Source organism: Bacillus sp. 5mfcol3.1, assembly GCF_900114335.1.
In the GTDB taxonomy this organism is placed as follows: domain Bacteria; phylum Bacillota; class Bacilli; order Bacillales; family Bacillaceae_G; genus Bacillus_A; species Bacillus_A thuringiensis_S.
In genome coordinates, this window is record NZ_FOST01000002.1 from 89,359 (window position 1) to 104,219 (window position 14,861).

Consider the following 14,861-nt stretch of genomic DNA (forward strand, 5'->3'; position numbering starts at 1 on the left):
CGCCTCTATTTCTTAATAACGCTTTCGGCAATTTTTGTATTGACGAGCGCTTCATGTGGGACTTCTTTTTGTAATTCGCCAGCGTCTTTCATAATAGTTTGGAGCTGTTTCCATTCTTCCGCATCTAGTAGTGGATTTGTCGCATAAGAATGCTGTTTTTTGTACCGTTCAATTACTTTTACTGTTATGTCTTTTGAAGTGTCTTTAAATAGCGGGGAAACAGCATCAGCAATCTCTTCTGAACTATGTGTATCAACCCATTGCTGTGCTTTATAGAGAGCACGTGTGAACTTTTCAGCAGCAGCTTTATCTTTCTTTAAGAAACTATCTTTTGCCATGAACGTTGTATAAGGAACAGTACCAGATTCATTTCCGAATGAAGCGACGATATAACCTTTACCTTCTTTCTCAAGTATACTTGCAGTCGGTTCAAAGAGCTGTACAAACTCTCCAGTACCAGATGAGAAGGCATTTGCAATATTAGCAAACTCGATATTTTGAATTAAGTTTGTATCTTTATGAGGATCAATGCCATTTTTCTTTAAAACGTATTCTCCAACCATTTGCGGCATGCCGCCTTTACGCTGTCCTAAAAATGTAACACCTTTTACGTCATTCCAATTAAAAGAGTCTAGTTTTTTACGTGAAACTAAAAATGTCCCATCTGTTTGTGTAAGCTGTGCAAAGTTAATGACAGGGTCTTTCGCTCCTTGTTGATGAACGTAAATAGACGTTTCAGAACCGACGAGAGCGATATCAATTCCGCCAGATAATAGGGCGGTCATCGTTTTATCGCCACCAGCTGTTGTTTGTAGGTCAATATTTAGTCCTTCATCTTTAAAAAATCCTTTTTCAATCCCAACATATAATGGGGCATAGAAGAGAGAATGGGTAACTTCGCCGACGCGAATGTTTTGAGTTTGTTCTTTCGTACCTTCTTTTTTACTACTACAAGCAGCAAAAGTAAAAACAGCTAGTAACATGATGCAAAAAATCGCGATTAATTTTTTCACTATATAACACCTCCTAGAAGTCACTCTACAAGCATGATATGTAGGTAATTGCCCATATGTGAGTGTAGATAGCAGGAATTTTTTGGGTGATAAAGAAGTACAAATATAAGGGGTGATAAAATGGAGTACGAATACGATGATAGCGTACATTTACATCTTGATTATTTCGGGACAGAATGTGATATGGAATCGATTGCTTATAAGAGGAAGAATGAAGACGTATGGGATGTGTATTTTAATTTTGGAGTATACGGTATTGAGAAAGACGATGTAAAGTTAGGGAGATTTATGGATGAATATGCTGGCCATTACGTTTTTTCTGTACATGCTCGCGATCTTAGCTGGGAATTTGGAAGTGCCCAGTTTGAAGAGTGGGTTTTGAAAAATCGGATAGTAGAAAAAACGCTACAAAAATAGGAGGAATTTTGTGATTGGATTTCTCATCTTATTATTTATTTTTGTGGCCGGATTTTTTATCGTGCAAATGCTTATTTACCGATTTGCAAAGAAAAACATCCATAAATATACAAAAATAAAATGGTTTCATATGTGGCTACATATGAATATGAAAAAAGGCCCGAGATTAGATTTTTTTGATTTTGTGGTTATAGTACTCGTATGTATCGTATGGAAAATATGGCTGCTTCCCTTTATATAATACACATAATAATCATTTTCTCTTTTATCATAAAATAACGAAAAGAACCTGTCTTGTGGCAGGTTCTTTTCGTTATAGTAATAGTTGTTAAAAACGTGCAACGCCTGTTTATTAATTCTTTCGTATTTTCATGTGGAATCTTTAATAGCATTAAGGATTTCTAAAAAATAGTTATTATATCATAAAGTGGAGTGCTGAAATTAAGCTTTTCAAGAATGAGTAATTTGTATACCATAATTTAACGGTTGATTAAGGGAATATTAAGACAAAACATTTATGATAGAAGCAAGTATGCAGACGAAATATGTAATATATGTTATTTTAATAGAAATAGTTCTTTCGATGCGGGGGAAATTAAGACATAGAAACGAGGGAATGAATTGAAGTATGGTTCTACACTTTTTCATCTTCCAAAAAGAAATATATTAATTTCTAGCATTATAAGTAGTATGGTGACTTTATTAGTAATAACTATGCTGTTTATGATTTTAAAGGTTTTTAATTTAGACATGATGAAAGATCATTTAAATCAAAAGTTTGTTTTAAGTGTTATGATGATTTTCATATGGGGCATAACGTTTTATATTACGCATTTCAATAAAAAAGAGATGTCTATACTTAGAGCATCCCTGCGAGTGCATTTTATATTACTTTTACTAGCTCATACAGTAGCGTTATTTTATATTGTCATGCAAGTTAATATGATTTTCATAGAGGCAATGAATTGGATTTACTTTTATAATATGCAGTTTATATTAAGTTTTGTAGTAATTTATGCAATATATATTCTTGTATATAATTTAATAGGTAAGGTTTTTCTAAGTATGGTTTTAACGAGCTGTACGTTAGTTATTTTAGGTATTGTAAATTATTTGAAGCTTATTTTCAGAGGTGATCCGTTATATCCTTCTGATTTCACACAAATTACGCATATGCAATCTGTTATACCGATGGTGATGGACTATTTTAGTTGGAGTTATATTTTTATCATTATCGTAAGTATCGTAGCTTGTATTGTAGCAGGGATATATATGAGAAGGTATATTCAAAATGTAAAGATTCATCTAGGAATAAGAGCCTTATTAGTAGTAGGATCTATTTTTGTTCTATATGCGTATGGTAATTTTGCAAATACATTTATGAATAAAGTATTTCAAAAATCAGGTGTAGATTTTGTTTTGTGGAATCAAAATGAGAACTATGCTTCAAATGGTTTTGTACTTGGGTTTATTAGCAATTTAGATACAACAGTTATGGAAAAACCAAAAAATTATTCTAAAGAAAATATGCTTCAAATAGCAAACGATATAAAAAAACAATATAGTGGAAATATAGGGAATGAAAAGAAAAAAGAGAAACCGAATATTATTTTTGTAATGAGTGAATCGTTTTGGGATCCGACGAAAGTAACTAACCTTTCTTTTAGTGAAGATCCTGTACCAAATTTACATCATTATATAGAAAACTTTCCTGGTGGACAAACTATTTCTCCTACATTTGGGGGAAATACGGCGAACGTTGAATTTGAGGCATTAACAAGTTATTCAATGAGTTTGTTAAAGCCAGGTTCTATACCATATCAGCAGGTCATTACAAATAAGAAAGAAATTCCATCAATCCCTACGGCGTTGAAGAAAGAAGGTTATTACACAAGTGCAATTCATTCATTTGGTCGCACATTCTTTAAACGTGACGATGTATATAAGGTGTTAGGATTTGATAAGTTTAATGCAGATGACACGATGGAAAATGTGGATATTGATGGAGATTATATTAGTGATTTAGCGATGAGTAAAGAGATAATTGCTGAGTTAGAGGAACAAAAACAGCCAACATTTATTCATGCAGTTACGATGCAAAATCATTTTCCATTTACAGAAGGCCGATTTGGTGAAAACCTAATAGAAATTAGCGGTCTAGAAAATGAAGAATCAAAGGGAGAATTAGAGACGTATACAGAAGGATTAAGACGTTCAGATGAGGCTCTTCAATATTTAATAGAGCAACTAGATAATTTAGATAGACCTACATTATTAGTATTCTTTGGAGATCATCTTCCATCATTAGGAACAAATAAATCTTTTTATAAAGAAAATGGGTATATAACGAATGAAAAAACACCGAGCGAACGTTTAGCGATGGCGCAAACTCCGTTATTAATGTATGCAAACTTTGATATGCCAAATGATAATTTAGGTTTAGTAAGCCCAATTCATTTTTCTAATCTTATTTTTGATTATGCAGGATTAAATAAATCCTTATTTTATCAATTTTTATCGGAACTTTACAAGGAAATACCAGTGCTTAGAGATGAATTAAAAGTTGATAAAAACGGAGAAGTAATCAATGATTTAACAAAGAAACAAAAAGAAATGTTAGAGAAATATAAAATGCTTCAATATGATTTACTCGTTGGAAATCAATATAGTAAAGATATTCTCTTTAAATAAAAGAAACAAAAAGAACTTGTATAACGATACAAGTTCTTTTTTCATAATATTTAACGGGGTAACCAGACAAGCTGGGTTTAGGGAGTATTACTTGTACATTTAGTATATATGAAAATATAATCGTTTTATTTGTGTATTTGTGAGAAATGTGTGAATTTTATGTTTTATAAAAAACGATTATGTTAACGTTCATTCTTATATTGCAGTTGTTATGTTTGTAAAAATTTTATCAGTTCTTTATTTAATTCATCCGCTTGATCGATTGGTGAACCATGACCACTATTTGTAAGAGCATGTAACTGAGAATTTTTAATTCGTTGTTGCGTAAGTTCAGCACTTTTGTAAGGAATTAGTTGGTCGTGAACGCCGTGGAAGATTTTTGTTGGGACGTTAATTTTATTTAAATCTTTCGTTACATCTTCATTTGCAGCTGCTTGTAAAATTTTGATAAGGGCATAAGAAGCGGACTGCATACCGAGATAAGAAAACCATTCAAGGGTTGCAGCTCCTAAGTTTCTATTGAAAAAGGATAAAGATACATCATTTAAAAATTTTGGTAAATTAGCATACATTTGATTAATGAGAGCATCTGCTTGTTCTTTCGGTACACCGTAAGGGGACTCTTGACTTTTAACGAAAGAGGGAGAGACAGCGTCAATTAATGCGAGCTTAGAAATGCGGCGCCCATTATAGCGAGACATATATCGAATAGAAAGAGCACCACCAACTGAGAAACCGACTAATGTAGCGTTCTCTACTTGGAGTGCTTCTAGAACAATTGCGATATCATCGGCTAATCGATCATACGTGTAACCAGTCCATGGCTTATCAGATTGTCCATTCCCTCGTATATCCATGGCGATACAGCGAAAGCCATGCTCTGGTAAAACATTGAGTTGATATTGATACATTTGATGATTTAAAGGCCATCCGTGAACGAAGAAAACAGTCTTACTACCTGGACCAGGATTAACGTCTTGCACAAAAATATGCACATCTTTCTCGACAGTAATAAACATAAATTTCCCCCTGTTCTATCAATAGGCTCCATTCTAAAAGCTTTGTTTTACTTTTTAGGCCGTCTATATAAAACATCCTCCATAATATACGTATTAATGATCATAGATTTTATGCTCTGTATATAGTCTAAATATATTGCGTTTTTGGTACGATTTTCCTCAAATGTTCGATTTATCTTTGTTTGTCTATGAAAATCATTTATTATAATAAATGGTATTCTTCGAGATATTATTTTGAAGGGGTGTTGAAGTGAAAGAAAGTTTTCTATCATATAAAGAAGAAGAAAAGAATGCAAAAATCCTTTTATGGGTGTTATATGTCATTGTTATTGTATATCAAATTTTCTATGCAATCGTATTAGAAGAGAAATCAATAATGGATAAGGGATACAACATAATATGGCAAGTTATTTGCGGAGTAGCAATACTGTGCGTGAATATATATTTAATGAAAAAAGAGAAGGCAAACCTTGTTAAATATGCATGGATATTTGCATACATAGCGATAGAAATCGCTAATATATTTGCATATGTTTTTTATAATAAAGCGGCGTTTGATGCGACAAATATAATAGAAATTATTCTCATTTTCTTTGTACCTATATTTTTAAATAAAAAATTCTATGTGTTTTTACTTTCCTCTATTGTAGGAAAATATTTAATTTATTTATTTGTATTAGAGGAAGTAAAAGCATTTATGTTCCTTATTATGTGTACACTTATGTTAATAGCTGCATATATCATTTTAAATCGATTTTTACAATATCTTTCAGCCGTAAAGGAAAGTATTGCGATTGCTAGCGAATCACAGAAATTAGCAGTAATCGGAAAAATGGCAGCGACGGTTGGACATGAAATTAAAAATCCACTCGCTTCATTAAAAGGATTTACGCAATTACAACGAGAGAAGCATGAAGAGGATCCTATTTATAAACGTATGATTTTTGAAATAGAAAATATGAATAATATGATAAGTGAGTTAATGGAAGTTGCTACATGCAAACCTTCTATTTATAAGAAACATGATGTAGGAAAAATTGTATTACAAGTAATAACAAGTCTTCGCGAAAAAATGAATGAATTAAACGTACAGTTTATTTCTAATGTGGAAGAAAAAACAATAGAAGTTGAATGTGATGAACGAAAAATAAGAGGAGTCTTTTTATATACGATAAAAAATGCTTTAGAGGCAATGGAACAAGGTGGCATATTACATTTGCAATTAGAGAATAAAGGGAAAGAATATGTAATAATCAGCGTAATCGATAATGGTTATGGTATTAAGCAAGAAAACTTAACCCGTGTTACAGAGGCCTTTTATACAACGAAACAAGATAAAATTGGTCTGGGACTTACGGTAGCGAATCGAATTGTCGCCGAGCACCTTGGTGAGCTGCATATTTCAAGTGAAAGAGATACTGGAACGAGAATAGACATCATTCTCCCAAGGGAGTGTGGAAATACTGAAATCCAAGTGGAAGAAAAGCTAGGAGTTACCATATGAATAAAGGCTATATATTTAAAAATGAAGAAATAAAGGCGTTGAAAGTATTTTTAAGTTTATTTTTTATTATATTTTTTGTGTATGATCTTGCCTATGAATTTATCGTACCTTTAATCGCGGGAGAGCAAGAAGGCGTAGGAAAGTTTGAAGATGGTTTAGGTTTATGGCTTTACTTTTTGACGGTAGTATTGTTTTGCATTGGAATATACTTTATGAAATGGAAGAATGTTTTTGTGGTAAAGTATATTATTCTAATTGGCTATAATGTATTAGATTGTATCCATAACATTATGATTTATTATGGTAGCGATGCGGAATTTGACGGTGGAAATATAGTAGAAGTATTTTTTATTTTGTTCGCACCAATCTTTGTGAACAAAAGATATTTCTGGTTAGTTCCAGCGATACTTGTCGGGAAGTACGCTCTTACAGGAATCATTATTCAATCTTCTCTCGTTTTAATCCCAATGGCATTATATAGTGTATTTACTATCATATGTTGGATTATATTTTTGAGGGTTCAGTCTTACGTTCGTACGCTTGAGATGATGGACAAAGAAATAAAACAGACAGAAAAACTAGCAGCTGTTGGAAAAATGGCGACGGTTATTGGTTATAAGATTAGAAGACCTTTAGCAAACTTAAAAAAACTTGTGAATAAACAAGCAGACAAGCATCCAGAGGATAAAATTTATAGTGATATTATGAAACAAGAAGTAGATCGGATTCATATAATTGCTACAGAACTTAGTGGATTTGAGAAATCTAAATCACTAGAATCAGAAACTCATAACATACAAGAAATTATCTCTTATGTTATTCGAGTTATGGAAAAGCCTGCTTTAAAACAAGGAGTCTACATACAAGGTATTTACAGTAAAGACTTACCATCAATTACATGTGATGAAAAACGATTAAAACAGGTCTTTTTTAATTTAATTAAAAATGCAATTGAAGCAATGTCAGTTGGCGGAACAATTACGATTAAAGTTACTGTAAAAGATGGAATCATCATTCAAGTGAAAGATGAGGGATGCGGCATTCCGAAAGATAAAATTCCAAAGTTAAATGAAGCCTTTTATACAACGAAAGAAACAGGAACTGGTCTAGGTTTAGTAGTTACAGAAAAAATTATTAAAGACCACAACGGTAAAATGAATTTTGAAAGTGAAGTTGGGGTTGGAACGACGGTTGAGGTTATGTTACCACTGCATTAAATAGAAAAAACATCACTTCCAAATAAGTGATGTTTTTCTATTTTATCTTGCTATTTGTGGATAGTAAAAATCTCATTTTATCGATAAAGAATGTATGATGTATTTCTAAGATCAAAATGTTTTTTTTAGTTTTTATTATGGATTTTTCAGTGAAAAATTTAGACTATAAAAATTAATTGTTTTTTTCTAAAAAAACTATTTTCTTTTTTGGGTTTTAATGGTATATTCAAAACACGATAAATAAATACAAATTATGGGCACACTATTCGAAAGGATAGGTCGCAAAGCTAAGAGTCTAAGGTAATGAAAATTACTATGATAGTCTGGTTGCAGTTTGGATTTTCACACATAGTTGTATGTATGAAAATCGAAGAGGCAACCAGATTTTTTATTGTCTCAAAAAGAAAAAATAAATGGGCACACTATTCGAAAGGATAGGTCGCAAAGCTAAGAGTCTAAGGTAATGAAAATTACTATGATAGTCTGGTTGCAGTTTGGATTTTCACACATGTTGTGATGTATGAAAATCGAAAAGGCAACCAGGCTTTTTATTTTCTAGGAATACACATTATGATTGTAAATTTAGCTGGATAATAAATTTAATGTTCGAAATATTCGGTTCATAAGAAGCGAGGGAGGGAAGTACATTGCAAAATCAAATAGGTAAATTTGGGCGTATACTTCTCGCTGGAGGAATATTATTTACGCAAGTTGGTGTGCTAGATTACTCTGCAACGAAAGTTTATGCGGTTACAAACGACGAGCAAGGACGTTTTATCGTTCATATGGATAAACAAGAAATAAAAGTTGATGAAAATGTAGTATTAAAGATTACAAATACAAATAAACAAGATGCTAATATCGAGCTGAAATTATCTAATGAACAGCTGTTCAATGAAGCAGAAACGAAAAAAATGAACGAAAACAATAAAGCGATTCAAAACATTTCAGTAACAGAAGATCACATTGTAAAAATTGAAAAGAATGAACAAAGTAATTTTATCGGTGACGTATATGTAGTCATTCAAATGAAAAAAGCTGGAGAGTACAAATTTGAACCGATAGTGAAGTTTGAAGGGGATGAAAAGAAAATTGAATCTCCTTCTCTACATGTTGTAGAGAAAAAAGAGGCTTTAAATGTAGCCATTTCTGATGAAAATCCAAAGGCTTCAGAGGAAGTTATGAGAAAAGAAATAAGTGAAAAAGTGAAAGTATCGGAAGAAAATAAAAAACAAGAAATAAATTCTACTAATGCTGAAGTTCCAAAAGAAACGAAGACTTTAGCGAAAGAAAAGGTTAATGAAGAACTCGTACCAAAGGAAAATGAATTAAAAGAGAGCAATAGGATAAACGAAAATAATCAGGAATTACCTGCTATTCAAGCTGAGAAGGTATTAAAGAGCCAATCTCTACTAGCTGCTAGTCCTGTTACAAGTATTCTTAAATATCCAAATGTAAAGGTAATAAATAATAGAACAGGTGAAGGGCCTTCTATCTCGGGTAAATATGCTTTTAGATTTGTTTGGAGCCCACAAGTAACATATGAGGTAAAGGGTAGTAGCAATGACAGAACTGGTCAAAGTCAATATACATTTAGAAATTCAAATAGAGAACAGTACGTATTAGTAAAAAAAGCTGGTGAATATCAAGGGAAATGGATTGATGTCCGTATTAATATTCACTCTATGACAGCTTCATCTGTAGATGTTAAAACACCAATAACTAAAGGTGATGCAAAAAACTTTTTACAATTATATGGGAACGGAAGGTCAGGACAAACTTATAATGCTTCCTTTGAATTTTATGAACACGGAACAAGTAAAAAAGTACCATTAACGGCAATGTGGAATTTCAAAAGGATAAATAGTTATAAAAATGTAACGTTACGTAATGATGGTAGTCATTTAACGAATTTATACGTGTATGATACGAGTTCAATTAGGTATCAAGACAAAGGGAATAATAAAATCGAGTTTTCTGGAACAGCAGGTCCAGTAGCTACTCCAGAAGCAGATATGACAATTACATTTGATAATTTAACAGAATTACCGCTAGAAGTTAGATTAAATGCTTCAGGTGTTAATGTATCATACGACCAATTAGCGATTGCACAAATTGAAATTCCAGCTCCAAGTGTAATAGGAGATATTGTGGAAGATAATTCCCGTCAACTTTCTTATAAGGTATATCAAAATATGCCTGCTCAATCGAAAGAGATTCACTATGCGAAATCTTTTGTATTAGAAAGTGAAGTGAATAAGGATTTTACTGTGAATGATGTTTCCATTCAAGATGTGGAGAGTGGAGATGATGTAAGTAGCTTCTTTGATATTAGCAGGACAAACAATAAAGTCACTGCGGTTGCGAAAGTAAATGCGCTAAAAACAGAAGAATTCAACGGGAAAATTTATGAAATGACAATTACAGGTTCTCCTGTAAAAGGTGCTAATGTAATGAAATATTACAAAGATGGTTATCTTGAAATACCGGTGTCAGCTAAAAATTATTTAGATGGCGATAAGAATGGACAAGATAGTAATCGAGATGGAATCGCAAAAATAAGGTATAAAGGTATTCCAACTGGGAAACCAGTCCCACAAAAAGTAGTGCAAGGAACAGATTTAACAAAAATGGATATTTCTAAATTTGTGACAGATTTATCTGTAGATACGAATTTGGATGTAGATAAACCAATATCAGTAGTGAAGTTAATCAATATTCCAGATACCAAAACAATAGGGAATCATACTGTAACGGTTGTAATTGAAACGAAGCAAGGTGTACAAGCGGAGATTCAAGTGCCGGTTACTGTCGTTGATGGGACTTTAAAGTTAGTAGACGTACCAAAAGAAATTACATTTGGAGATTTAACAATTCCATCGAAAACAACGACATACGCACCGAAGACGATTTCAAATCCTTTAAAGGTAACCGATGATCGTGTTAAAAAGCAAAAATGGAGTGTATATGTAAAGGAAATCACACCATTAACTTCAGCGCAAAATGACACATTGACAGGAGCATTGATTTACAAACGAAATGGAAAGGATACACCTTTAAGTACCTCTAGTATAGAAGCATTCTCGTATATTTCTAAAAACGACGAGGAGGTTTCACTAAATTGGAAGGAAAACGAAGGAATTCATTTACAAGTAAAACCAGGGCCGAATGTCAAAGCAAATACTAAATATGCTGGACAGCTAGAATGGACATTAACCGATGCTCCTCTCTAAAAATATATGAAATATATAAATTTTAGAAAGGAGAGAGTAATGAAAAAAATAGTTGGTATTATCGTTTCCACAGTTATATGTGTGCCGTTTCTTATGGCAAATGTAGTAACGGCTACAAGTACGAATTCAAAAGCGGGTATTACATTTTCGAATAGCTATACACCAAATACATCAACTGATCCGACAAAGATAAATACAAAAAAAGAGACAGTTGATAAAAATAAAAATGGAGATAAATATTTACCGAAAACAGGAGGCCAGACACGGGACTTCAAACAATATATAGGATTGTTTTCGATTGTTTTATCTCTATATGTATTCAAAAGAATTAGGGGAAAGCAAGTGTATTCAAAATAAAAAATAGATGAAAACAGAGAAAAGGGGAAGGTACATATGAAACTAGCAAAATTAGCATTAATCGGTGCAGTATCATTAACATCAGTTGCAGCAGTAGGAACTTCAGCATTTGCGGAAGAGAAAGCAAATATGAAATCAAAAACCGATGTAACGTTTATTGAAGATACAAGCACAACAGATCCAAACAATCCAGAAAATCCAAATGAAAAAGTTACACCAGAGAACCCTGGTGACCATGAAAAAGGAACAAAAGGTCCATTAAGTATTAACTACGTTTCTAACTTACACTTCGGCGAGCAAGTTATCTCTGGTAATGATCAAACATACTTTGCAAAATTGGATAAAGTGAAACAAGGGAGCAAAACAGTTGAAGTACCTAACTTCGTATCTGTAACAGATAACCGTGGTACAAATGCAGGATGGAAATTGAAAGTAAAGCAAAATGCACAATTTAAAAGTGGTAATAGTGAGTTAACAAATGCAGCTTTAAGCTTAAGTAACCCAGCTGTAAATTCTGTAACTGATGCACAATATGCACCTACAACATTTAAAAATAAAGTAACGCTAGCTCCAGGTGGAGATGCGGTGGAAATTACTACTGCCGCAAAGAATAAAGGTATGGGTGATTGGACGACTGCATTTGGTAAAGGAACAGAACAAGGTAAACAGAGTGTGAGCTTATTCGTACCAGGTACGACAGCGAAAGAAAAAGGTGCGAAATATTCAGCTGAGTTAACTTGGACTTTAGAAGATACACCAAACTAAGCTTATACAAGATTGAAAATTAAGAATGACTGAATTTTAAAAATGATCATAAAGGGGTATAAAACTATGAAACTAGCAAAAATAGCATTAATTGGAGCGGTAACATTATCATCAGTATCAGTAGGAACGTCTGCATTTGCAGCTGAGAAAGATGGCGGGAAATTAGACTCAAAAGCATTCATTAAATTCGAGAAAAATACAGATAAAATTGATGTTGTTAATCCAGAGAATCCAGATGAAACTGTAGATCCAGATAAAAAAGGTACAGATGGTCCACTAAGTATTGATTATGTATCTAACTTCAACTTTAAAACACAAAAAGCATCAGGGAATAACGAAATCTACTTTGCAGAATTAGATAAAGTAAAGAAAAAAGTAGACGGTTCTGTAATTGACGTGCCGAACTACGTTCAAGTAACAGATAATCGTGGTACAAATGCTGGATGGCATTTAACAGTAAAACAAAATGGTCAATTCAAAACTGCAGATGATAAAGCGTTGGATGGTGCGGCATTAACATTAAAAAATTCAGCTTTGAAATCAAATGCAGGTAGCGACGCACCAACAGCAGAACAATCTATCACATTAAATCCAAGTGGTGCAGCATCTGATTTAATCGATGCAAAAGAAAACCAAGGTATGGGTACATGGGTAAATACGTTTGGTAAAGATGCAACAGAAGCGAAACAAAGCGTAGAGTTATCTGTACCAGGTAAAACGAAAAAAGAACAAACACAATACACAACTTCACTAACTTGGGAACTAACAGACGCTCCTATGTAAGTAAGAGGAATTTTAAGATAAAAGAGGAAAATGAGAAGAGATAAGGGAATGGCTTTAACCTTGTCTCTTTCTTGTCTATAAAATGGATATGAAGGGGATTACATAAGAGATGGTAAAAAAACTATTTACTAGCTTACTATTAATTACATTCTTCATGGTAAACGCTTTTTCAGTATATGCAGCTGAAATGAAATTCGCTGTGACAGCAGTTATACCAGAAAATCAAATTGATAAAAATCAAACGTATTTTGATTTGAAAATGCAACCTGGACAAAAGCAAACAATTCAAGTCCAAATGAAAAATGATACGAATAAAGAAGTTGTGGTAGAATCGTTTGCTAATACAGCAATTACGAATAGCAATGGTATTACAGATTATAGTACAGTAGAACCAAAAACGGATTCTACTTTGAAATATCCGTTTTCTAAAATTGCTAAAATGCCAAAAGAAACGAAAGTCCCAGCTAACAGCATAGTGACAGTTGATATAAACCTAGAAATGCCAAGTGAGTCGTTTGATGGTGTTATTTTAGGTGGTTTATACTTTAAAGAAAAAGAAGATGAGAATGCAAAGAAAAAAGATGAAGGTGTGCAAATTGAAAATAAATATGCATACGCAATTGGTGTTGTTTTAAAAGAGACGGATGCTGAAGTAAAACCAGACATGAAATTAAACGAAGTAAAGCCAACACAAATTAACGGGCGTAACGTTGTTACTGCAAATTTACAAAACGTAAAGCCAGCAATGTTAAAAAATTTAAGTGTTGATGCAAAAGTATATAAAGAAAAAGGTAGAGACGTTTTATTTGAAGCGAAAAAAGAAAATTTAAGAATGGCGCCAAACTCAAACTTTGATTATGCTATTAGCTGGGAAAACAAAGCATTTGATCCAGGAACGTACCGAGTAGAAGTGAAAGCCACTGATGGCGATCAAAAATGGGAATGGACGAAGAAATTTACAATTGAAGGAAAGACAGCTGATAAGTTAAATGATACAGCGGTAGAAGCGAAAAAAGACTACACATTATATTACATTATCGGCGGAGTACTACTGTTAATTATATTATTAGTTCTTGTATTCTTCTTAGGTAGACGTTCTAAAAAAGAGGACGATAACGAAAAATAATATATTGATAGTGTAAAAAGAAATTAATGGATGTTTTACTACGAAAAATATATAATGGCTTTGTCTGTTATTTGTTGTAGTTCATTTATATTTCTATTTGTTGACCCGAATCTCGGGTCTTTTTTTATGAAATGAATTGCTATATGTTAGTAATTAGAAAAATAGAATATACAGCACTTGCAGTAATTCCAGGGGTAATATAAAGGGATATAGCATCTCCTCTTGCAACTGGGTTTCCAGTTGTAATGCTAGTCCAAGTTACAGTAGCGGGACCTACTGCCGGAGTAGGATTAAATACTTGAATTTGTTCTGATCCGCTATCCGTTGGTTTAATGGAAAATACCATAGTTCCGGTAATTTTGTCAGTAGTAGTTAAGGTAATAGTAGATAGGATGTAGCTAGAAGAAGGGGTTGTAAGGTTTGTTGGGACATTTCTGCAAATATTAATCGTATAAATAGCAGCAGGTAAATTATTTATATTTATAGACGCAGAAAAGCCGACAACACTACCGGCTCCAGCAGTGACATATGGAATAACATTGGAGTCAATTCCAGGAGAACCCGCTATACGTTGAAAACCAGCATTTGTTCCTTGAAAAACAATACTTTTTGCTGAAGCACTATCGGCAGATCCCGTAGGTCCAGTAATGCCAGTAGGCCCGGTGTTCCCCGTAGGGCCAGTGATGCCAGTAGGTCCGGTATTCCCCGTAGGGCCAGTGATGCCAGTAGGTCCGGT

General features: G+C 33.1%; 12 protein-coding genes, 1 pseudogene and 2 riboswitches. Of the genes and pseudogenes, 10 read left to right on the top strand and 3 right to left on the bottom strand.

Annotated elements, in window-relative coordinates; all coding sequences use genetic code 11:
* Nucleotides 1-5 precede the first annotated feature (5 nt).
* Nucleotides 6-1,013 carry an ABC transporter substrate-binding protein gene (locus BM089_RS09610; protein WP_139213248.1) on the bottom strand — a complete coding sequence of 336 codons (1,008 nt, stop codon included), beginning with the start codon at nucleotides 1,011-1,013 and terminating at the stop codon, nucleotides 6-8.
* A 120-nt stretch (nucleotides 1,014-1,133) separates the two neighbouring features.
* Here BM089_RS09610 and BM089_RS09615 point away from each other — a divergent pair, with 120 nt between their 5' ends.
* From BM089_RS09615 to BM089_RS09625, 3 genes are all read left to right on the top strand, one after another.
* Nucleotides 1,134-1,430, top strand: a complete 297-nt coding sequence (locus tag BM089_RS09615) for a DUF3986 family protein (RefSeq protein ID WP_090976826.1) — start codon at nucleotides 1,134-1,136, stop codon at nucleotides 1,428-1,430.
* Between the two features lie 10 nt (nucleotides 1,431-1,440).
* Nucleotides 1,441-1,671 (top strand): hypothetical protein, encoded by a 231-nt coding sequence (locus tag BM089_RS09620; RefSeq protein WP_030028720.1) that lies wholly within the window; start codon nucleotides 1,441-1,443, stop codon nucleotides 1,669-1,671.
* 380 nt (nucleotides 1,672-2,051) lie between these two features.
* Nucleotides 2,052-4,121 carry an LTA synthase family protein gene (locus BM089_RS09625; protein ID WP_090976828.1) on the top strand — a complete coding sequence of 690 codons (2,070 nt, stop codon included), beginning with the start codon at nucleotides 2,052-2,054 and terminating at the stop codon, nucleotides 4,119-4,121.
* 209 nt (nucleotides 4,122-4,330) lie between these two features.
* On the opposite strand, the gene BM089_RS09630 is transcribed toward BM089_RS09625, so the two are convergent.
* Nucleotides 4,331-5,140 (bottom strand): alpha/beta fold hydrolase, encoded by an 810-nt coding sequence (locus BM089_RS09630; RefSeq protein ID WP_090976830.1) that lies wholly within the window; start codon nucleotides 5,138-5,140, stop codon nucleotides 4,331-4,333.
* Between the two features lie 250 nt (nucleotides 5,141-5,390).
* On the opposite strand from BM089_RS09630, the gene BM089_RS09635 reads away from it, so the two are divergent.
* The 7 genes from BM089_RS09635 (at nucleotide 5,391) to BM089_RS09665 (ending at nucleotide 14,125) form a co-directional block, all read left to right on the top strand.
* On the top strand, nucleotides 5,391-6,644 hold the full coding sequence (locus tag BM089_RS09635; RefSeq protein ID WP_016512215.1) for an ATP-binding protein: 1,254 nt from the start codon (nucleotides 5,391-5,393) through the stop codon (nucleotides 6,642-6,644).
* Nucleotides 6,641-7,861, top strand: coding sequence for an ATP-binding protein (locus BM089_RS09640; protein WP_001032635.1), 1,221 nt, complete (start codon nucleotides 6,641-6,643; stop codon nucleotides 7,859-7,861). The genes BM089_RS09635 and BM089_RS09640 overlap by 4 nt, the downstream gene beginning before the upstream one ends.
* A 246-nt stretch (nucleotides 7,862-8,107) precedes the next feature.
* Nucleotides 8,108-8,196, top strand: a riboswitch (cyclic di-GMP riboswitch).
* Nucleotides 8,197-8,267: 71 nt separating this feature from the next.
* Nucleotides 8,268-8,356, top strand: a riboswitch (cyclic di-GMP riboswitch).
* Between the two features lie 152 nt (nucleotides 8,357-8,508).
* Complete coding sequence (locus tag BM089_RS09645; RefSeq protein WP_090976833.1) at nucleotides 8,509-11,094, top strand: WxL domain-containing protein; 2,586 nt, start codon at nucleotides 8,509-8,511, stop codon at nucleotides 11,092-11,094.
* Nucleotides 11,095-11,133: 39 nt separating this feature from the next.
* Nucleotides 11,134-11,451, top strand: a complete 318-nt coding sequence (locus tag BM089_RS09650; protein WP_000724871.1) for a hypothetical protein — start codon at nucleotides 11,134-11,136, stop codon at nucleotides 11,449-11,451.
* Nucleotides 11,452-11,487: 36 nt separating this feature from the next.
* Complete coding sequence (locus tag BM089_RS09655) at nucleotides 11,488-12,216, top strand: WxL domain-containing protein (protein WP_071713469.1); 729 nt, start codon at nucleotides 11,488-11,490, stop codon at nucleotides 12,214-12,216.
* A 66-nt stretch (nucleotides 12,217-12,282) separates the two neighbouring features.
* On the top strand, nucleotides 12,283-12,999 hold the full coding sequence (locus BM089_RS09660; RefSeq protein ID WP_090976835.1) for a WxL domain-containing protein: 717 nt from the start codon (nucleotides 12,283-12,285) through the stop codon (nucleotides 12,997-12,999).
* A gap of 109 nt (nucleotides 13,000-13,108) precedes the next feature.
* On the top strand, nucleotides 13,109-14,125 hold the full coding sequence (locus BM089_RS09665) for a WxLIP family cell surface protein (protein WP_072941209.1): 1,017 nt from the start codon (nucleotides 13,109-13,111) through the stop codon (nucleotides 14,123-14,125).
* A gap of 139 nt (nucleotides 14,126-14,264) precedes the next feature.
* Here BM089_RS09665 and BM089_RS31485 read toward each other — a convergent pair.
* A pseudogene (locus tag BM089_RS31485) lies at nucleotides 14,265-14,861 on the bottom strand (collagen-like protein); the annotation flags it as partial.